Consider the following 20,538-nt stretch of genomic DNA (forward strand, 5'->3'; position numbering starts at 1 on the left):
AAATAATTGGGAGGATGAGATGGCAAATAAAAAAGACTTAAAAAAAGATAAAGATAATACTAATAGCCAAGCTCCACAAAAGAAAAAATCTACTAAAAAGAACATTTTTAAATGGGTAGGGCTTAGCATATTATTTTTAATATTAGCCGTAGCCGTAATAGGAGTTGGATATGTTGTAGCTGTTGTGAAAAACACTCCACCTATAGATATTAATAAAGTTGTTAATGTCGACCAAACCCTACAAGCATATGATAATAACGGAAAATTTATGGCCTCTTTACATGGAAAAGAAGATTATCAAAAAATAGAATCAAAAAATATACCTAAAAATCTTAAAAATGCATTAGTTGCTATAGAAGATGAAAGGTTTTATGAACATGATGGTATAGATGTTAAAAGAATACTTGGTGCTGCTGTTAATGACGTTGTTTATATAGTTACAGGAAAAGGCGGAATTCAAGGAGCATCTACTTTAACTCAACAATTAGTTAAAAATACTCTTTTGACCAACGAAAGATCAATTGAAAGAAAAGTTCGTGAAATTTATCTTTCACTTCAAATCGAAAAAATGCTATCAAAGGATGAAATACTAACAGCATATCTTAATCATTTCCCCGTAGGTGGTGTAGCATACGGCGCTCAAGCTGGTGCTAAAATGTATTTCAATAAAAATGCTAAAGATTTAAATCTTATAGAATGTGCTTACTTAGCTGGTGTTACTCAAGCACCAACAACTTACAGTGGTTATACACAAAAAAATCCTTCTGTTTATATTAACAGAACAAAACTTGTGTTATCTAAAATGCTTGAGCATAAATATATAACTCAACAAGAATATGATAAAGCAATAAAGGATTTAGATAATGGAAAACTTAAATTTAAGAAATCTAAAGTAGACTACAGATTACCATATGAAGATTTTATTTATGCTTCTGTAGATCAAGTAAAAAAAGATTTAAAGAAAAAATATAAATATAGTGATGAGCAAGTTGAAAGCTTAATTCAAGCTGGTGGACTTAAGGTTTATACAACAATGGATAGAAGCTTACAAGATTATACTCAAAAAGTACTAGATAATTATAATAATTACAATATTCCAGGTTATGATAAATTAAATAAAGATGGTGTTCCACTACTTCAATCATCTGCTACTATAACTGATTATAAAAATGGTGAAGTATTAGTTTTAGTTGGTGGAAGAGGTAGTCAAAGTGCTCGTTCATTAAATAGAGCTTATAGTTCATTAAGATCAATAGGTTCTACTACAAAACCATTTACTGTATATGGACCTGCAATTGACACAAAAAAAGCAACTGCTGCTACTACAATTGATGATTCACCAATTCCTGAATCAGTATCATCATATAGACCTAGTAATGCAGGTAAAACCTATAAAGGATTAATTCCTTTAAGAGAATCTTTAAGAATTTCAAGTAATGTAGGTTCTGCTTTAACTCAAAAAATGGTTGGAGATGAAACTTCACTTTCATATGGAGAAAAATTCGGAATTAAATATTCAAATGGTTCAAAATTCCCTTCCACTTATGCTTTAGGACAATTTGATAATAGTTCTACTGACCCAGATGGAGCCAACACATTTATAATGGCATCTGCTGTTGGAACTTTTGGTAATGATGGAGTATATGTTGAACCTAGACTTTATACTAAAGTTGTTGATTCTAATGGAAATGTATTATTAGAAAGCAAAAAAGAAGATAAAAGAATATTATCCTCTCAAGCTGCCTATATAATCTATGATATGATGAAAGGACCTTTAACTTACAATGCTACATATGCTCAACTTGGAGCTATGCCTGCTGCTGGTAAGACTGGTACTACTACTGATAATAAAGATTATTGGTTTGTTGGATTAACTCCTCATCTTAGTGGTGCAGTTTGGGTTGGTTATGATAATCAAGCTTCCATAAAAGGTGGTGGATCTGGTGCTACTGCATCAAATCTTTGGGGAAAAATTATGAGAAAAGCAAATGAAGGTTTAAGTACAAAAGATATTGATAAACCATCTGGAATTGTAGAAGTTTCTGTATGTAAAGATTCTGGATTACTTCCTACTGATCTTTGTAAAAATGATCCTAGAGGAAATCAAGTTTATACTGAATTATTTATTGAAGGAACTCAACCTTCAAGTTACTGTGAAACTCATGTAAGTGCTCAAATTAATAGTGCTAGTGGTTTATTAGCTACAAATAACACCCCTGCTGGTTTAGCAGCAACTAGAATTTTTATAACAAAAGATTATAAAAATCCAGTTACTGCCGATTATAAATATATACTTCCAACTTCTTATGATAATTCAACCTATACACCTACGGAAGATAAAAAGGATAAAGATAAGAAAGACAAGGAAGACGAAAAAGATAAAAAACCAAATGAAAATAAAAAGCCTGATTCAAATGAAAATAATAATGAAACCACTAAACCAAATGAAGGAACTACTCCTGAGCAAAACAATAATCAAAATAATAATAAACCATCAAATACTCAAAATAACTCTAATAAACCTAACAATTAACAGTTTAAATAAGCATCTTTTTAAAGATGCTTATTTTTTATATACATATGAATAAAACATCTCTTTTTCTTGCAATACTGTTGTATTTTCAATGATTTTTACTTATTTTTACTGATTATTTTAATCTATATGAAATTTAGTTAATCACTTCTTGCATTTTATGTTTTTTTATTATATACTATAATCAATAATTATTTAGAATATTATTTTAGAAGGGAGATTTTTAATGAATTTACTTAATGATTTCATATTAAAATTCAATGATATTTTGTGGACATATATTTTAATAGCTATGCTATTAATTTTAGGTATTTATTTTTCTTTTAAAACAAAATTTGTACAATTTAGATATATAAAAGAAATGTTTAGACTTCTTGGAGATGGATTTTCAGCAGATAAAAAAAATGGAAGTATATCATCATTCCAAGCATTTTGTATAAGTACGGCTTCAAGAGTTGGTACTGGAAACTTAGCTGGTATCGCTATTGCAATTTCTGTTGGAGGTCCTGGAGCTATATTCTGGATGTGGCTTATAGCACTTATAGGTGCAGCATCAAGCTTTGTTGAATCTACTCTAGCACAAATATATAAAGAAAAAGCTGAAGATGGCTCTTTTAGAGGTGGACCAGCATATTATATGCAAAAAGGTTTAAATAAAAGATGGATGGGTGTTATATTCTCAATACTTATAACTATAGCTTTTGGTTTAATATTTAACTCAGTTCAATCTAATACTATAACATTAGCATTTAAAGATGCCTTTGGCGTAGATAGATTAATTGTTGGTATTATACTAACTTTAATAACACTATTTGTAATATTTGGTGGTGTTCACAGAGTTGCAAAGGTATCAGAAGTTATTGTTCCTATAATGGCTTTAGCATACATTGCAGTTGCTTTATTTATATTAATAATAAATATAACTGAAGTTCCTTCTATATTAAAATTAATAATAGAGAATGCTTTTGGATTTAAAGAATTTGTTGGTGGTACACTTGGTGGAGCGTTGCTTATGGGTATTAAAAGAGGACTTTTCTCAAATGAAGCTGGTATGGGTAGTGCACCAAATGCAGCTGCAACAGCAGATGTAAGCCATCCTGTAAAACAAGGTCTTATCCAAACATTAGGAGTATTTACAGATACAATTATAATTTGTAGTTGTACTGCATTTATAATTCTTTTATCAGGTGTTAATTATTTAGATAAATCAGTTACTGGAATTCAACTTACTCAAAGAGCTTTAAGTACACAAGTAGGCCCTTGGGGTAATACATTTATAGCAATATGTATACTACTTTTTGCCTTCAGTTCAATTGTAGGTAATTATTACTATGGTGAATCTAATATAGAATTCCTAAGTAAAAATAGAGTTATATTATATGTATATAGATTTTTAGTTGTTGGAATGGTATTCTTTGGATCAATAGCAGAAATAAATATAGTTTGGAATTTAGCGGATGTATTTATGGGACTTATGGCTGTAACAAATCTAATAGCAATTACCCTTCTTAGCAAACAAGCCTTCTTAGCATTAAAGGATTATCAAGACCAAAAGAGATCTGGTATAAAAGAACCATTATTTAAAGCATCTAATATACCTGGTTTAAAAAATGTTACTGAATGGAAATAGAAAAAGCAGATCATTTGATCTGCTTTTTATTTAACTTCTATTTTATCTATAACATTACTAATAATATTTATTATTTTACCTGATTTTGCTGATATAAAAAATATTTTATCAGTTTTTTCATTTGAAACTTCTACAACATAAGCCAATTCTAATCTTTCATTTTGTGCGCTATTACAAAAAGCTAAATATGAATTTGTCTTTACATGCCCTTCTTTTTGTACTTTATTAAAAAAGTTTAAAGCGATTTTTTCAGCATTATCTTTTGATATATTTATTTTTATACTTTCATGATCACTATTCTTAGTCTTATTTATATATCCTTGTAATTTTCCAGTATTTTTATTTATATTCAAAATTACCTCTTGCGAAAAATATGGGTATCCTTCTTCATATTTTAAAAATATAACAGAATAAAAATTAGAATCTTTATTTGTATCATTTTTATCTATTTCTTTTAATTTATAATTGATTCCATCTATTTTATTTATATATTTTTTAGCAATTTTTACACTTTCATCTAATGTTATATTAATTTTATTATCAGTTTTTCTCTTATCAACAAAACTTATAATTTTATTATCTTTATTTATTTCTATCATATAAAACTTGCTTTTTAATAAATAAATCTCTTCATCACTTTTTTCTAAATTTCTTTTCTCTATATTAAATCTTATGTTTTTCTTTTCCTCTTTAATAATATTATTTTCCTTTAATGTATTAATAAACTCATTTCCAAATTCTATTTTTTCATTTCCCTGTCCATGAAAAATGTGTAAAATTAATGGAATAATTAATAACAACAAAAATATTATAAATAAATAAACCCATTTACCCTTAATATACCTCATCTTACCACCCATACAAAATATTACTTTGTATAATTATTTTACACTATAGTTCACTTTTTGAAAATATAATTTAAACCTTTATGAACATTGTTATAATTATGGTTAAATTCTATATTACATAATATTTTTTATAGTATAATTAAGATAATAAAACTATCAAATTTTAGGAGGGTATATATATGAGCTTATCAAAATTAATTGAACAAAAAAGAAAAGAAAAAATTAGACAATCTCAAAAGAAAACAGCTAAAACTTTAGTAACTGGAGTTGCTTTTGGTGCATTAGCTGGAGCTTTAAGCGGTGTATTATTTGCTCCAAAATCAGGTAAGGAAACAAGAAACAATTTAAAGGATACTGCTAAAGATGTTAATGAAAAAGTAAAAATAGCAGCTAACAAAGCATCTAATACTTGTAAAGAAAATGTACTAGAAGCTAAAGCCAAAATAAAAGATTATTTAAATAATAAAAATATTCAAGATTTATCAACTAAAGAAAATGAAGAACATCTAATAGATGAAGTTAAAGAAGAAACAAATTCAGAGGTTAATAACTAATGTATATTAATTTACTTGATTTATTTTGGATAGTTATTGGTATTTTAGGTATAGTTGCATTAGTTTTCTTAATAATTTGTCTAATAAAATTATCTACTATTTTAACTAATGTAGATACTATTTTGACTAATAATAAAAAAAATATAGATACTACACTTAATAATGTAAAAGATTTTTCTGATAATGCAAAAGATATTTCAGATGTTGCAACTGAAGCAACTGCTGATGTTATTGTAGCAAAAGAAAATTTACAAGGACATTTAGAAACAGTAAGAGATATTGCAAACATTGTTTCAGGAGTATTTTTAAAAAATAAGTAGGAAAAATACTTTCCTACTTATTTTTTAGTCCTATATTATAAGCTAATTTTTCTTCTAAATCATTTCCGCCTATTTTTTTAATTAAGTTTAAATATAACTCTATATTTCCCATTACATTTTTACTCAACATTATTTTCCCATTATCTGTATAATTTCTTTTTACTAATCTAAAATCATTTTTTTCTATATCTAGTCCATCTATCCAATCTCCATAAGGAACTAAAACGCCTTTTAGCTCATTACAATTTGCTAAATAATATATTCCTTCATTAATAGCACATATAAAATCACATTCTTTATAATACTTTAATATATAATTTATTATCTTTCCTTTACTACTTTCATCTATTATTTTATTTCCACCTGGTATTATAATTATATTAGGTTTAATGTCATTTTCAGTTATACTTAAATTAATATTTTTACTAATATTTATATTATTATCAATTGCTATACCATATACATTAAACATTTTTCTTCCAAGTATAGTATTAGCTTTTGAAAACAATTCCTCTGCCATAGTATAATCTAACATATTCATATTCTTAATCATTAATACTCCTATGTTAGTATTTTTGCTTTTATCAAAATTCAAAAATCCTGATTTACTAATTCTTATAATTGTAGTGTTTCCAAATTTTTTAACTTCCTCAAACCCTATTTTTTGAGCTACCCTTTCCCCTTCTAATGTTGATACTTTATCCATAAGCATGTCCCCACCAAATTCGGTAAAATAATATTCTAGAAGTAATCTAACAGCTTCTTCTCCATATCCATTATTTCTATAATTATAATGTATTTTCACATTAAACCTTGCAATTTTTGTTGCAGAATCATATCCGTGAAAACTAACTTCTCCTATTGGAGTATCGTTATTATCATATACTAAACAATAAAAATTCTTTCCATCAGTTGGGTTAACCATTTTTTTATAAAACATATCCCACTTTTCTTCTGTAAAATAAAAAACTCCTCCAATATCTTTCATAGTTTGTTTATGAGCCCAAAGCTCTTTAACAAACGATAATTCATTATACTCAGGTTGTTTTATATATACCTTTTTACCATTCCTTCTATATAATCCGTCTCTCAGTTTCATTATAATCACCTTTATCTAAAAATTCACCCTTCTCAATTTATAGAACAATACTTATTTTATATTAATTATATCAAACTTTTAATGTTTTTTTGTATATTAATAAATTTTTTATTATTTTAGAAATTGTATTAATTTATTATTATTTTTTAAAGTGACACTATATCAAGTTTTTAATATACAAAGTTAAATGTTTTATCTTAGTATTACTAAACTTTATTTACGTTTTTATTAAACTTATTTTTACAGTAAATGCTGTATCCTTTTATTATCAATGAATCTAAAGAAAAAATTTTTTTATTTTTTTATTAAATATATTGATTTTTAAACATATAATAATTATAATTATTCTTGTTTGTTTAGTAATCTTAAACTTTATGTTTAGTAAAAGTTATATTTAAAAACAGAAATGTGGTGTGAAAAATGGAAATAGGCGATAAAATCAGAAGTCTTAGAATTGCTAAAGGTCTCACACAAGAAGAATTAGCTAATAGATGTGAATTATCTAAAGGATTTATATCTCAAGTTGAAAATGATTTAACTTCACCATCTATTGCTACATTAGTTGATATTTTAGAAATCCTTGGAACTAATTTAACCGAGTTTTTTAGTGAAAAAGGAGAAGAAAGAATAACATATAAAAGTGATGACATGTTTGAAACTGAAGATGAAGACTTAAAGTACAGCTTAAAATGGTTAGTTCCTAGTGCTCAAAAAAATGATATGGAGCCTATTATGCTAACTTTAGAGCCTAATGGCAGATATATAGAGGAAGAACCTCATGAAGGGGAAGAATTTGGATTTGTCTTAAATGGAAGTATAATTTTACACTTAGGCGAAAAAAGATATAAGGTAAAAAAAGGAGAAAGCTTTTATTTTAAACCTAAATTAAATCATTATCTTTCAAATCCAGGTAAAACTACTGCAAAAGTTATTTGGATAAGTACTCCCCCATCATTTTAGATTATTTATTAAGACTATATAGAAAGAGGTGTTTATTGTGAAAGATAACATTCTAGAATTAAAAGGTATAAGTAAAAAATATGAAGATAACGAGGTTCTAAAGAAACTTGATCTTAATATAAAGAAAAATGAATTTTTAACACTTTTAGGTCCTAGCGGTTGTGGTAAAACTACTACCCTAAAAATAATTGCAGGATTTGAAACAGCAGATAGTGGTAAAGTTATTTTTGATGATAAAGATATGGCAAGCCTTCCATCTTATAAAAGACCTGTAAATACAGTGTTCCAAAAATATGCTTTATTTCCTCATATGAATGTGTTTGATAATATAGCCTTTGGTTTAAAAATAAAAAAATTACCAAAGGATGAAATAAAAGAAAAAGTTACTGAAATGCTTAAATTAGTTGCTCTTAGTGGTTTTGAAAATAGAAAAATAGACTCTTTAAGTGGTGGACAACAGCAAAGAGTAGCAATTGCAAGAGCATTAGTTAATGAACCTGAAGTTTTACTTCTTGATGAGCCTTTAGGTGCATTAGACTTAAAACTTAGAAAAGAAATGCAAATAGAGCTTAAAAAAATTCAACAAAGACTTGGTATTACATTTATATTTGTAACTCATGACCAAGAAGAAGCTCTTACAATGTCAGATACTATAGTTGTAATGAATAAAGGTGTTATTCAACAAATGGGAACACCTCAAGATATATATAATGAACCTGCTAATGCATTTGTTGCTGATTTCATAGGTGAAAGTAATATAGTTGATGGTGTTATGCTTTGTGACTATAAAACTGAATTTTTAGGAAAAATATTTGAAAGTGTTGATTTTGGATTTGATAAAAATGAAGAAGTTGATATAGTTATAAGACCTGAAGATATTAAAATGGTTAAAGCTTCAGAAGGTATGCTTAAAGCAAAAGTTATATCTGTTATTTTTAAAGGAGTTCATTACGAAATAGAAATAGAAGTTGAAAATTGTAATGATAAATGGATTATTCATAATACAAAATCAGCTGAAGTTGGATCAACTATTGGAATAGATATATATCCAGAAGATATTCATGTAATGAAAAAGGTGAGAGAATATGAATAAAAGAAGTAGATTAGCAGCTTATCCTTACATAGTATGGAGCGTATTATTTATTGTTGTTCCTTTAATTATGATTTTATTTTTTAGTTTTACTATAGATACAGGTTCTGGCTATAAATTTTCACTTGAAAATTTTGAGAGGCTTATGAATCCTATATATATTAGAATATTTGGTCGTTCAATGTATTTGGCATTTATTTCTACTGTATTATGTTTAGTTATAGGTTATCCTGTTGCTTATATAATATCAAAAATGCCTGAATCAAAGAGAAACCTAGTAATAATGTTATTTATTCTTCCTATGTGGATGAATTTCTTACTTAGAACTTATGCTTGGATGCCTATATTAAGCAGAAATGGTATAGTAAATAACTTTTTAGGGTTATTTGGAATTGAACCAATTCAATTTTTATATACTAATGGTGCTATTTTACTTGGTATGGTTTATAACTTCTTACCATTTATGATATTACCAATATATACAGTATTATCTAAGCTTGATCAAAATTTAATAAATGCTGCATATGACCTTGGAGCAAACAAAAAGCAAATCTTTACTAAAGTAATATTGCCTTTAAGTATGCCAGGAATTATTTCTGGAATAACTATGGTATTTATGCCGGCTGTATCAACTTTTGTTATTCCAAGACTACTTGGTGGTGGAAAAGATATGTTAATTGGTAATGTTATAGAACAACAATTTACAACATTAAGCGATTGGCACTTTGGATCAGCACTTGCAATTATACTTATGATTCTAATATTAATATCAATGGCTTTAATGTCTAAATTTGATAGTGAAGAAGCTGAAGGCGGTGGTCGTTTATGGTAAATAGATTACACAATTTTATAAAAAGATTTTATTTGATTATAATTTTTATATTTTTATATGCTCCAATAGTTACTTTAATGGTGTTCTCATTTAATGATTCTAAATCAATGGGACATTGGAGTGGTTTTACATTAAAGTGGTATAAATCACTTTTTCAAAATGATGCATTAATGGAAGCTTTATACTATACAGTTTTAATTGCTTTAATTGCCTCTATTATTGCTACTATTGTAGGAACTATAACAGCTATTGGAATTAGTAGAATGCGTGGAAAAAGCAAAGCTTTATTACTTAATATAAATAACCTTCCTATTATAAATCCAGATATAGTTACTGGTATAGCTTTAATGAGTTTATTTATATTCTTAAAATTTGATTTTGGATTTAATACAATGCTTCTTGCTCATATATCTTTTGATATACCATTTGTAATATTATCAGTTCTTCCTAAAATAAAACAACTTCCTGATAATACTATAGAAGCAGCAATGGATCTTGGTGCTACTCCTTGGTATGCACTTAGAAAGGTTATAATACCTCAAATTAAGCCAGGAATATTTGCTGGATTTTTAATGGCATTTACTATGTCAATTGATGACTTTGTTATAAGTTTCTTTACAACAGGTCCTGGGGTTACAAATCTTTCAATAGAAATTTACTCTATGGCAAGACGTGGTATTAAACCAGAAATTAATGCACTTTCTACACTAATGTTTGTTACAGTTCTTATACTACTTCTTATAGTTAATAAAAAGAAAAAAGTAGAGGTGAATTAAATGAAAAGAAAAAAGATTTTATGCACTACTATTGCCCTACTTGGAATAATAGCTACTACTCTTTTTACTGGGTGTAGCAATTCTAGTGCTAGCACTAATTCAGAAAACTCAAAAATATTAAATATATATAACTGGGGAGATTATATAGACCCTGATTTAGTTGATAAATTCCAAGAAGAAACTGGAATAAAAGTAAACTATAATACTTTTGATACAAATGAAACTATGTATTCTAAAATAAAAGATGGATCTAGTAATTATGACCTAATTGTTCCATCTGATTATATGATTGAAAAAATGAGAAAAGAAAATCTTTTAGAAAAAATTGATTATAAATATATTCCTAATTATAAATATGTAGGTAAACAGTTTAAAGACTTGCCTTATGATCCACACAATGAATATTCAGTTCCTTATATGTGGGGTACAGTAGGAATTGCTTATAATAGTAAAATAATAAAAAAACCAGTAGATAGCTGGAATATACTTTGGGATAAAGATTATAAAAATCAAATTGTTATGGTTGATTCAGTTAGAGATGCTATGGCAGTTGCATTAAAAAAACTAGGATATTCCTTAAATACTACAAATCCAAAGGAAATTGATAAAGCAGCTGAAGAACTTAGAAATGAAAAGCCTTTAGTTCAAGCTTATATGGTAGATGAAGTTAAAGATGCTTTAATAAGTGGTGAAGTAGCTGTTGCACCAGTTTGGTCTGGAGATGCTATGTATATAATGGATGAAAACCCTGATATTAAATATGTAATTCCAAAAGAGGGTTCTAATCTTTGGTATGATGCTTTAGCAATTCCAAAAGGAGCTAAGCATAAAAAAGAAGCTGAAGAATTTATAAACTTTTTATGTGAACCTGAAAATGCATTAAAAAATGTTGAATATATTGGATACCAAACACCTATTACTAAAGCTTATGAAATGCTTCCTCAAGATGTAAAAGATAAATATCCTACTGAAGAAGAACTTAAAAGATGTGAAGTATTTAATGATTTAAGTCCTAAAGCGTTAAGAAATTATAATGATGCATGGATTAAAGTTAGGTCATAATAAAAAAGCAATCAGAAATATGATTGCTTTTTTACAATTATATATTAATTAGGAGGTACTTTATAATGATTAGAATAAAAGTTTTAGTTAGTGGTCATGTTCAAGGTGTAGGCTTTAGATTTTTTACTCAATATGAAGCATCTTTACTTAATCTAACTGGATTTGTTAAAAACTTATCTGATGGAAATGTTTATTTAGAAGCTCAAGGAGATAAAAATAATATTTTAAAATTCATAAATAAAATAAAAAAAGGTAATGGCTTCTGCAAAGTTAAATCTATTTCTATTGATGAATTAACTCCTATTGATTCTGATAAAAAATTTAAAGTCTTATATTAAATTTTATATAGTATTTTCTTTAAATCTATATAAAGGTTAATACATATAATTAATTTTAAATGCTTATTTAATTCTGTTTCTTTTAAATATTTTAATTATAATTTGAAAACATTATATTCTAATATATTATGTATATAAAATTTATACTTTTATAAAATAAAAAGAGTCAATTTTAAATTGACTCTTTTTTTAATCCAAAAATTTATTTGTTTCATCAAAAATTACTTTTCTAAGTGCTATTATAGCAATAAGGTTTGGTATTGCCATAAGACCATTTACTATATCTGCTGATATAAATATAATATCTAATGATATAAATGCTCCAATAGCAACTAAAATTATGTAAATTATTTTAAATGGAATTATCGCTTTTTCACCTAATAAATACTCTATACATTTTTCACCATAATAATTCCATCCAAGTATTGTTGTAAATGCAAAAAATACCAATCCTATATTAACTATATATTTTCCAACATAAGCAATTGGTAACCCAACCTCAAATGCAGCAGTAGTTAAACTTGCTCCATCAATTGAAGAATTAAATGTTCCAGTTAATACAATTACAAGTCCTGTCATTGTACATATGATTATTGTATCAAAAAATGTTCCTGTCATTGATATTAATCCTTGTCTTGCTGGTGAGTTTGTTTTTGCAGCAGCTGCTGCAATTGGTGCACTTCCAAGTCCAGCCTCATTTGAAAATACTCCTCTACTAATGCCTTTTTGCATAACTATAATTATTGATAGTCCAGTTACTCCTCCCATAGCTGCTTTTGGATTAAATGCACTTTCAAATATAATATGTAAAGCTTCTGGAATACTTTTAAAATTAAATATTATTACTAATATAACTCCTAAAATATAAAACAATGCCATAAATGGAACAACAGCTTCTGATACTTTGGATATTCTCTTAATTCCACCTAATGTTACTAAAGTAACAAGAACAGTAACTATAATAGCTGTTATAATAATTGGTACATTAAAACTATTTTTTAATCCTTCTGATATTGAATTTACTTGAGCAAAAGTCCCTATTCCAAATAAAGCCACTAAAACTCCAAATAAAGCAAAAAGTTTTGCAAGCCACTTTATACCCATACCATTTTGTATATAGTACATAGGCCCTCCTTTTACTACTCCATTTTCATCAAATTCCCTATACTTTATAGCAAGCACTCCTTCAGCATATTTAGTAGCCATTCCAAAAAATGCTGCAATCCACATCCAAAGTAAAGCTCCAGGTCCTCCTGCCTTTATAGCAGTTGCAACACCAACTATATTTCCTGTTCCAATAGTTGCTGAAAGTGCTGTACATAAAGCTCCAAAACTAGATACATCACCTTTTGCTCCTTCTTCTTTTTGAAATATAAACTTTATAGCTTGTGGAAGTTTTCTAATTTGTATAAACTTAAGTTTATATGTTAAATAAATTCCTGTACCTAATAATAACACTAAAAGTGGTGGACCCCATACAATAGAGTCAATTGTTCTTAATATTTTTTCCATAATAAAAAAATCCCCCTAATTTATCATTTTGGAGGAGATTAAATAAAGCTAAAATATATAAAATTAGCTTCAAAAAATCCCCTGTCCTTTTACCTGAGAGTTTCAGCATAGAAATTTATGCCTTGCTCCTTCGGTGCTCAAAAGAAACTTTTGAGTCTCTCCAGAGGCTCGTCCAGTAGCGGTCCTACAACCTGAAAGATTTTTCCTCTTCGGTGGACTAATTAAATCAGTCTCTCTCCCACTACCTTCATCCGAACGTATTTAATTTTATTTAATTATATATATAACTTATAAATAAATCAAGTTTTTTTAAAATAAATTATCATATTGATATTTATAACAACATCCTACTATTATTAAATAATAATTTATGATATTATAATAATTATTATTTACATAAAGAAAAGGTGGTATACATGATAAAATTAATCGCATCTGATATGGATGGAACTTTATTAACTCCAGAAGGAAATGTTCCTAGTGAGTTTTTTGATATATTAAAGAAATTAAAAGAAAAAAATATAGAATTTGTTGTAGCTAGCGGAAGACCTTACAAAACTTTATATGAAAATTTTAAACCTATTTCTGATGAAATATCCTATGTGTCAGATAATGGTGCAATGGTAGTTGAAAATGGAAAAATTAAATCTATAGAAGTTATGGATAAATCATCTGTAATAAAAATTGTAGATGCTTGTAAAAAACTTAAAAATTCTGTAGCTATATTTTGTGGCGTTAAAAATTTTTATCATATTGATTGTTCTGAAAAATTTACTGATGAAATAAATAAATATTATTTAGATAATACTATAATAGATTCTTATGATTACATAAAAACTGTTGATGATGAAATATTTAAAGTTTCTATATGTGATATGGATAATGCAATGACAAATTCATTTAAACTAATGAATGATATTTTAGGAAATGAATTTAAAATAGTTGTTGCCGGTAAATATTGGACTGATATAACTAATAAAAATGTTAATAAAGGCAATGCCATAAAAAAAATTCAATCTATAAATTCTATATCTCCTAAAGAAACCATGGTATTTGGAGATTATTTTAATGATATTGAAATGCTTAAGAGAGCACATTATAGTTATGTTATGGAAGACGCTTTAGATGAAGTTAAAAAACATGGTAATTTTATAGCTAAAAGTAATAAAGAAAATGGTGTAATTCAAGTGATTAATGAACTAATAAATTAAACTTAAAAAGGTTGCAATTAAATTGCAACCTTTTTATTTAAAGTTCTACTCTATTTCTAATTTCACCTTTATTAAAAGCTCTTATATTTTCTATTAAATCATTAAATAATCTCTCTCTAGCCTCAACACTCGCCCAAGCAATATGTGGTGTTAACACTAATCTATCCTTATTTTTTACTGATAATAAAGGATTTTCACTTAATATAGGCTCTACTGAAAATACATCTAATGCAGCTCCTGCAATTTTTTCCTCATCAATTGCTCTTGCTAGATCTTCTTCTACAATAATTGGTCCTCTTCCCATATTAACTAGAAAAGCTTCTCTTTTCATTTTTGATATATTTTCATAATTCATTAATCCTTTTGTGTTTTCATTTAATGGTGCATGTATTGAAATTATATCTGAAGTTTTCAAAAGTTCCTCAAACTCCACTCTTTTATAAGATGAATTATTATTTTTACCTGATGTTGAATAATAAATTACATTCATTCCAAAAGCTTCACAAACTTTTGCAACTCCTCTTCCTATTGCTCCAAGCCCTATTATTCCCCATGTCTTTCCTGATAAATCATTATATGGTTTATCTAGATTTGTAAACATTCCTGAATTTGAGTAATTGCCTGACTTTACAAATTCATCATAATAATTTATTTTATCGTATAAATGCAACAATGTAGCAAATGTATGTTGAACAACAGTATTAGTTGAGTAACCAGCTACATTTGTAACCGCTATATTTGTATTTTTAGCATATTCAATATCTATATTATTAAACCCTGTTGCCATTTCACATATAAGCTCTAAATTTTTACATTCTTTCAAATTATCTTCATTCAAAACTACCTTATTAGTAAGAATTATATTAGCCTCTTTAATTCTTTCTAATACTTCATCCTCTTTAGTCATTCCATATACTTTAAGGCTACCAAATTCCTCAAGCAAGCTGTAGTTCATATTTCCTAAAGTATTCCCATCTAAAACTACTATACTCTTCAAAAATTATCACTCCAATTCATTTATGAATTTTAACTTTATTTTACCATATTTTTTTGAATAAATTTCAAACATATGTGTAAAAAAATAAATTTTTGACAAAAATCATAATATAAATCAAATAGAAAGGAGCAATATTTTCATGGAAAATAAAGAATTAGTTTGTTTAGCATGTGATTATTCTTGTACTCTATTACTAACTTTAGAAAACTCTAAATTAATAGGTATAGAAGGCAATAAATGTAATAAAGGAGTGTTATATGCTAGTAAAAGATGTATAGTTCCCTCTAGCATAGTAAAAACTATTATTAAAGTTAATAACGGCTCTTCAAAAACATTAACAGTCAAAAGTGAACTAGGAGTTCCAAAATCTCTTATTTTTTCTATTTTAAATGAATTAAAAGATTTAACTGTAAATGCTCCTATAAATAATGGAGATATAATAAAAGAAAATATTTGTAATACAGGCATAAATATAATAGCCGAAGGTAATGTAAAATTATATTCATAATTTTAAAGTTTAAACGTATACTTAGTAATAACAATACCTCTCTAAAAAATTATAAAATATTTCTAATAGCTAATGTTTAATTAAAAGCCCAATTAAAATTTTTAATTGGGCTTTTAATATTTATTTTAATTTTAAATTAATACTGATAATAAATATAGAATCCATAGTTGCAATGGATAAAATACGTAAAAAAACCATCTAAAGTCTTTTCCTTTTTTTCCATTATATATGTATATAAACGGTATAGTAAATATAATCATCCACTGAGGATATTTTAATAAAGCTTCAATATTAAATCCTGGGAAAAATAATGCCGAAAAAACAAAAATCGCAAGATACATATCTCTTCTATTATTAAAACATTTATAAAAAATGAAAACAAAAGCAGGTCCTAATATTAAAGACTCAGTAAATATTCCAAGTGATGTACCAACTAAAACTTTTACAAAAGCCTTCTTAAAATCCTTACCTCTAAATTCTACTAATCCATTTAACATTATAAATCCAGCTGATAAAGCTAAAAACATATTATTTGGCATAATATATACTTTATTATAGAATGCATACCTTAAAATATATCCTCCACATACTATTAAAAAAATAATTATAGATGCCATTTTATCTGATATTATTTTAGATTTTAAAGTTATTACTAAAATAGTCACCATAAAAATTAAAACTAATAAACTAACTACATATGATAGTAAATTAAAATTACTATACATTAGATTGTTTCCATCTACCCCTTTTAATATTAAAACAGATAATATTAAATTTCCTATAAACATTATTTCAGCTGCTACTAATAATCTTTTTTGATAATTATTTTTTGAAGACGTTTTAAAATATCCTTCTACTAAAAGATAGAAAAATATTGGCATAACAACTCTTCCTACATAAGTGAACCAAAAAGGTGCTCCATCAAAGAAAAATCTTATACTATCCAATACCATAAATAGTACCATTAATAATTTTAGTTTAAATCTGTCCATCTCTTTCTCCTTTGTATTTATTCCACATTAATAAATTATACATCTTTAACCTTTACATTAAAAGTCTTTTGTAATACTATAACTAATATATAATATTAAAGAGGTGACATGATGAAAATTTTATCTTATAAAGTTAAATATAATGAGGTAGATGACATAATTACAAAATTACAAATAAACGATATTTTTAATGTATTTTATGAAAATCCATTAGAAATAACAACAGATGAATTTGGATATGGTTACATTGAAAAAGATAATGAACCTATAATTTTAAAAGTAGCATATGATGAAGAACTTAATAAATTTGATGAATTTTTGAAAAGAATAAATTTAATATTAGATAAAGAACCATCATCAATCGAAGAAGTAAATTATGAATATGAAGAATTTAGTATACCACCTATTGTTATAAATGATAATTGGGTTTTAGCAAGTCCAGAAGAAGAAGTTCAAGGGAAAAATAAAATAAACTTTATATCTCAAGGGGCCTTTGGAACAGGACTTCATGAAACAACTCAAGACTTATTATCTGTAATACTTGAGAAAGACTTTTCTAATAAAAGAGTTTTAGATATTGGTACTGGATCTGGAATTCTTTCTCTAGCAACTGCTATAAAAGGTGCAAGTGAAGTTGTAGCACTAGATATTAGAGATGTTTATGATGAAGTTATGTTAAATGCATCATTAAATAATATAAATACTATAAAAGTTTTAGTTGGAGATGCTATATCAAATGAAGTAAAAATTGATGGATTATTTGATTGGATTTATATAAACATAGGAGGAGCTGAAACCGAAATGTTTATGCCTATTATAAATAAACATTTAAAACCATCAGGTAAACTGTTAGTTTCTGGGCTTGTAGAATGGAGTTTTGACTCTTTAAAATCTATTGTAGAAGCTAATGGTTTTGTTATGAATGAAAAGTTACAAAGCCAAGAATGGTGTACAGCAATATTTTCAAACATTAGATAATAATTGAAATTAATTTCCTCATTTTTTATTATTGTGCTATAATACTACTTAATATCGGGTTTTCTTCTAAAGGAGGTATTCATATGAAAAAAATATTGATATGTTTTTTTGCTATGTTAGCTTTAACTATAAATTTGGCACTTCCTGCATTTGCAGATCCAAAAGATAACATAGAAAAAAGTAAAGCTGAGTACAAACAACTAAGTGAGGAAATTAAAAATTTAGATAATAAAATAGCAAATTTAGATTCAGAAATAAATAAAATAAATACGAGCATTGATAACAATAAAGTAAAAATTAATTCAATCGAAAAAGAAATTGATACTACAAAAGGTAAAATAGATGAAACAAAAGAAGATATAGCTAAAGGACAAGCTATCTTATCACAAAGATTGCGTTCCGCTTATAAATCTGGTAGCTACTCCATTTCATCATATATTACTTTTCTATTTCAGTCAAAAGGGCTAAGTGATTTAGTTGGTAGAATTGAAGCAGTTGAAAAACTTGTAAGTGCTGATAATGATACAATTAATGAACTAAAAACTAATGAAAACAACTTACAAAATGATATAAAAAATTTGATAAACCAAAAAAGTGAAATATTAAAGCTTAATGATGAAAACTCTAAAAATTTAAAAACCGTTGTTTCTAAACAAAGTGAACTTAAAGAAGCTAAGGCTAAATTTGATTCTCAAAAAGCACAAGTTGAATCAGTTATAAAAGAAAATGAATTAAAACTTATTTCTTATCCAATAAATACTATAAATTCATCTTCTTCATCAATTAACGATTTACAAAATGCAGTTGAAACATTAAAACAATTATTACCTCAAATATCTACATCATCAGTTATAGATGAAGCTAAATCTTATATTTCAAAAGGAAATGACTTAATTAGTAAAAAGAAAGAAGCAGAAAAAACACCTGCTACTCCAAATAATAATTCTAATACACCTAGCAAACCATCTAGCGGTAAAAAAACTTTATCAATGGAAGCTACAGCCTATTCAGGTCATACTACTACTGCTATGGGGTTAAAGCCAGTTAGAGATCCAAATGGTATAAGTACAGTAGCTGTAGATCCAAATGTTATTCCTTTAGGAAGTAAAGTTTATGTAAGTGGTTATGGATATGCAATTGCATCAGATACTGGTGGTGCCATTAAAGGAAATATAATTGATTTATTTATGAATTCAGAAGCCGAATGTACTCAGTTTGGTAGACAACAAGTTACAGTAACTATAATAGCTTATCCAAATGAATGGTAAAAAAATAGCCAAGCTAATAAAAGCTTGGCTATTTTTTATTTCTTATATAAAGCCTTCCAAGTATTCTTTCCAACTATTCCATCAACTAATAATCCATTATTTTTCTGAAATAATCTTATTTCCCTTTCTGTAACATCTCCAAAATATCCATCTACCCCATAAGGACTTAAACTATATTTATTAGCTAAAAGCCTTTTTTGAATCAACTTAGTTATATTACCACTGCTATATTTTCTTAATATTATACAAGCATCTAATGTTTTCTCTCCAAAATACCCATCTATATTAAGACCCTTATTAAATTGTTTGTTCAACTCTAATTGAAGTTTTTTAACTTCTTCTCCACTTATAGATTCTTGCCATAAAGGTTTAGTTATACTTATATTAGACTTATTTTCTTCTACTACTATTTCTTTTCCTATTAATCCTTCTGCTATATTTTTACCTATTTTATCATAACCTAAAGCTTTATATAGTTGTACATCTTTAACAGCTTCTACAAAACAAACCTCTATTATCATAGCCTTCATAATTGTATGCTTAAGTTCATAAAGATTTTTATTATTTTTAATTCCTCTATTTTTAAATCCAAGTTTCCCTAAATTATCTACTACTCTTTTTGCCTCTATAAAATTATCATTATAAGTGAGCACTTCTGATCCTATAGCACCATCATATTTATTATATGCTTTATTAAAATGACAACTCACAAATAAATCTACTTTTAACTCATTAGCCTTATTTACTCCATAGGCTAATTCTTCTCCGACAGTTTTATAAGAATCACTTGGAGTTAAATCTACAACATCTATTTTTGCAATTTTTAAATATTTAATAATTGAATCTTTTATATTTCTATTTTCTTTTGTTTCATCTAATATTCCTTTAGAACCTGGTACTGAAAAAGTGTGCCCTGCCCTTATTGCTATTTTCATATAAACCCTCCTTTTTAACTTTAGTAAATACTTAAATTAATAAAATATTTATCTATATATAAGATATGCATAGTTTATATTTTTTCAACAAATAA

At 26.6% G+C, this 20,538-nt stretch carries 20 protein-coding genes and 1 riboswitch; of the genes, 14 read left to right on the plus strand and 6 right to left on the minus strand.

Annotated elements, in window-relative coordinates:
• Nucleotides 1–19 precede the first annotated feature (19 nt).
• Nucleotides 20–2,533 (plus strand): transglycosylase domain-containing protein, encoded by a 2,514-nt coding sequence (locus tag Q4E08_RS03845; RefSeq protein ID WP_303128686.1) that lies wholly within the window; start codon nucleotides 20–22, stop codon nucleotides 2,531–2,533.
• A gap of 226 nt (nucleotides 2,534–2,759) precedes the next feature.
• Nucleotides 2,760–4,163 (plus strand): sodium:alanine symporter family protein, encoded by a 1,404-nt coding sequence (locus tag Q4E08_RS03850; protein ID WP_303128688.1) that lies wholly within the window; start codon nucleotides 2,760–2,762, stop codon nucleotides 4,161–4,163.
• A gap of 26 nt (nucleotides 4,164–4,189) precedes the next feature.
• On the opposite strand, the gene Q4E08_RS03855 is transcribed toward Q4E08_RS03850, so the two are convergent.
• Nucleotides 4,190–5,011, minus strand: coding sequence for a hypothetical protein (locus Q4E08_RS03855; RefSeq protein WP_303128690.1), 822 nt, complete (start codon nucleotides 5,009–5,011; stop codon nucleotides 4,190–4,192).
• A 179-nt stretch (nucleotides 5,012–5,190) separates the two neighbouring features.
• On the opposite strand from Q4E08_RS03855, the gene Q4E08_RS03860 reads away from it, so the two are divergent.
• Nucleotides 5,191–5,565 (plus strand): YtxH domain-containing protein, encoded by a 375-nt coding sequence (locus Q4E08_RS03860; RefSeq protein WP_303128691.1) that lies wholly within the window; start codon nucleotides 5,191–5,193, stop codon nucleotides 5,563–5,565.
• Complete coding sequence (locus Q4E08_RS03865; protein ID WP_303128692.1) at nucleotides 5,565–5,885, plus strand: hypothetical protein; 321 nt, start codon at nucleotides 5,565–5,567, stop codon at nucleotides 5,883–5,885. Before Q4E08_RS03860 ends, Q4E08_RS03865 begins: the two co-directional genes overlap by 1 nt.
• Nucleotides 5,886–5,898: 13 nt before the next feature.
• Here the strand turns inward: Q4E08_RS03865 and Q4E08_RS03870 are convergent, their stop codons facing one another.
• Complete coding sequence (locus Q4E08_RS03870; RefSeq protein WP_303128695.1) at nucleotides 5,899–6,984, minus strand: GNAT family N-acetyltransferase; 1,086 nt, start codon at nucleotides 6,982–6,984, stop codon at nucleotides 5,899–5,901.
• Nucleotides 6,985–7,404: 420 nt separating this feature from the next.
• Here Q4E08_RS03870 and Q4E08_RS03875 point away from each other — a divergent pair, with 420 nt between their 5' ends.
• The 6 genes from Q4E08_RS03875 (at nucleotide 7,405) to Q4E08_RS03900 (ending at nucleotide 12,042) form a co-directional block, all read left to right on the plus strand.
• Nucleotides 7,405–7,944, plus strand: a complete 540-nt coding sequence (locus tag Q4E08_RS03875; protein ID WP_303128698.1) for a helix-turn-helix domain-containing protein — start codon at nucleotides 7,405–7,407, stop codon at nucleotides 7,942–7,944.
• A 34-nt stretch (nucleotides 7,945–7,978) separates the two neighbouring features.
• The gene (gene potA, locus Q4E08_RS03880) at nucleotides 7,979–9,037 is read left to right on the plus strand and encodes a spermidine/putrescine ABC transporter ATP-binding protein (RefSeq protein ID WP_368410156.1); all 1,059 of its coding nucleotides are present in this window, start codon (nucleotides 7,979–7,981) and stop codon (nucleotides 9,035–9,037) included.
• A complete protein-coding gene (locus Q4E08_RS03885) occupies nucleotides 9,030–9,866 on the plus strand; it encodes an ABC transporter permease (RefSeq protein WP_303128700.1) in 837 nt (278 codons plus the stop codon). Before potA ends, Q4E08_RS03885 begins: the two co-directional genes overlap by 8 nt.
• Nucleotides 9,860–10,642: an ABC transporter permease gene (locus Q4E08_RS03890; RefSeq protein ID WP_303128701.1), complete on the plus strand. Its 783-nt coding sequence runs from the start codon at nucleotides 9,860–9,862 to the stop codon at nucleotides 10,640–10,642. The genes Q4E08_RS03885 and Q4E08_RS03890 overlap by 7 nt, the downstream gene beginning before the upstream one ends.
• The gene (locus tag Q4E08_RS03895) at nucleotides 10,643–11,704 is read left to right on the plus strand and encodes a PotD/PotF family extracellular solute-binding protein (protein ID WP_303128702.1); all 1,062 of its coding nucleotides are present in this window, start codon (nucleotides 10,643–10,645) and stop codon (nucleotides 11,702–11,704) included.
• 65 nt (nucleotides 11,705–11,769) lie between these two features.
• Nucleotides 11,770–12,042 carry an acylphosphatase gene (locus tag Q4E08_RS03900; protein WP_303128703.1) on the plus strand — a complete coding sequence of 91 codons (273 nt, stop codon included), beginning with the start codon at nucleotides 11,770–11,772 and terminating at the stop codon, nucleotides 12,040–12,042.
• A 189-nt stretch (nucleotides 12,043–12,231) separates the two neighbouring features.
• On the opposite strand, the gene Q4E08_RS03905 is transcribed toward Q4E08_RS03900, so the two are convergent.
• The gene (locus Q4E08_RS03905) at nucleotides 12,232–13,554 is read right to left on the minus strand and encodes a sodium:alanine symporter family protein (protein ID WP_303128705.1); all 1,323 of its coding nucleotides are present in this window, start codon (nucleotides 13,552–13,554) and stop codon (nucleotides 12,232–12,234) included.
• A 71-nt stretch (nucleotides 13,555–13,625) separates the two neighbouring features.
• Nucleotides 13,626–13,728: riboswitch (glycine riboswitch) on the minus strand.
• 242 nt (nucleotides 13,729–13,970) lie between these two features.
• On the opposite strand from Q4E08_RS03905, the gene Q4E08_RS03910 reads away from it, so the two are divergent.
• Entirely contained in the window at nucleotides 13,971–14,765 is a 795-nt protein-coding gene (locus tag Q4E08_RS03910) for an HAD family hydrolase (RefSeq protein ID WP_303128706.1), read from the plus strand.
• A gap of 37 nt (nucleotides 14,766–14,802) precedes the next feature.
• On the opposite strand, the gene Q4E08_RS03915 is transcribed toward Q4E08_RS03910, so the two are convergent.
• Nucleotides 14,803–15,762: a D-2-hydroxyacid dehydrogenase gene (locus tag Q4E08_RS03915; protein WP_303128707.1), complete on the minus strand. Its 960-nt coding sequence runs from the start codon at nucleotides 15,760–15,762 to the stop codon at nucleotides 14,803–14,805.
• Between the two features lie 139 nt (nucleotides 15,763–15,901).
• Here Q4E08_RS03915 and Q4E08_RS03920 point away from each other — a divergent pair, with 139 nt between their 5' ends.
• Complete coding sequence (locus tag Q4E08_RS03920; RefSeq protein WP_303128708.1) at nucleotides 15,902–16,270, plus strand: DUF1667 domain-containing protein; 369 nt, start codon at nucleotides 15,902–15,904, stop codon at nucleotides 16,268–16,270.
• A 131-nt stretch (nucleotides 16,271–16,401) separates the two neighbouring features.
• Here Q4E08_RS03920 and Q4E08_RS03925 read toward each other — a convergent pair whose 3' ends face one another.
• Nucleotides 16,402–17,262, minus strand: coding sequence for a TraX family protein (locus Q4E08_RS03925; RefSeq protein ID WP_303128709.1), 861 nt, complete (start codon nucleotides 17,260–17,262; stop codon nucleotides 16,402–16,404).
• A 111-nt stretch (nucleotides 17,263–17,373) separates the two neighbouring features.
• Between Q4E08_RS03925 and Q4E08_RS03930 the strand changes: the two genes are divergently transcribed.
• Together Q4E08_RS03930 and Q4E08_RS03935 are read left to right on the plus strand one after the other, a co-directional pair.
• Nucleotides 17,374–18,240, plus strand: a complete 867-nt coding sequence (locus tag Q4E08_RS03930; RefSeq protein ID WP_303128718.1) for a 50S ribosomal protein L11 methyltransferase — start codon at nucleotides 17,374–17,376, stop codon at nucleotides 18,238–18,240.
• 83 nt (nucleotides 18,241–18,323) lie between these two features.
• On the plus strand, nucleotides 18,324–19,508 hold the full coding sequence (locus Q4E08_RS03935) for a 3D domain-containing protein (protein ID WP_303128710.1): 1,185 nt from the start codon (nucleotides 18,324–18,326) through the stop codon (nucleotides 19,506–19,508).
• 35 nt (nucleotides 19,509–19,543) lie between these two features.
• Here Q4E08_RS03935 and Q4E08_RS03940 read toward each other — a convergent pair whose 3' ends face one another.
• Complete coding sequence (locus tag Q4E08_RS03940) at nucleotides 19,544–20,443, minus strand: N-acetylmuramoyl-L-alanine amidase (protein WP_303128713.1); 900 nt, start codon at nucleotides 20,441–20,443, stop codon at nucleotides 19,544–19,546.
• Between the last annotated feature and the right edge of the window lie 95 nt (nucleotides 20,444–20,538).

This window comes from Clostridium sp. (assembly GCF_030532265.1).
GTDB lineage: Bacteria > Bacillota > Clostridia > Clostridiales > Clostridiaceae > Clostridium.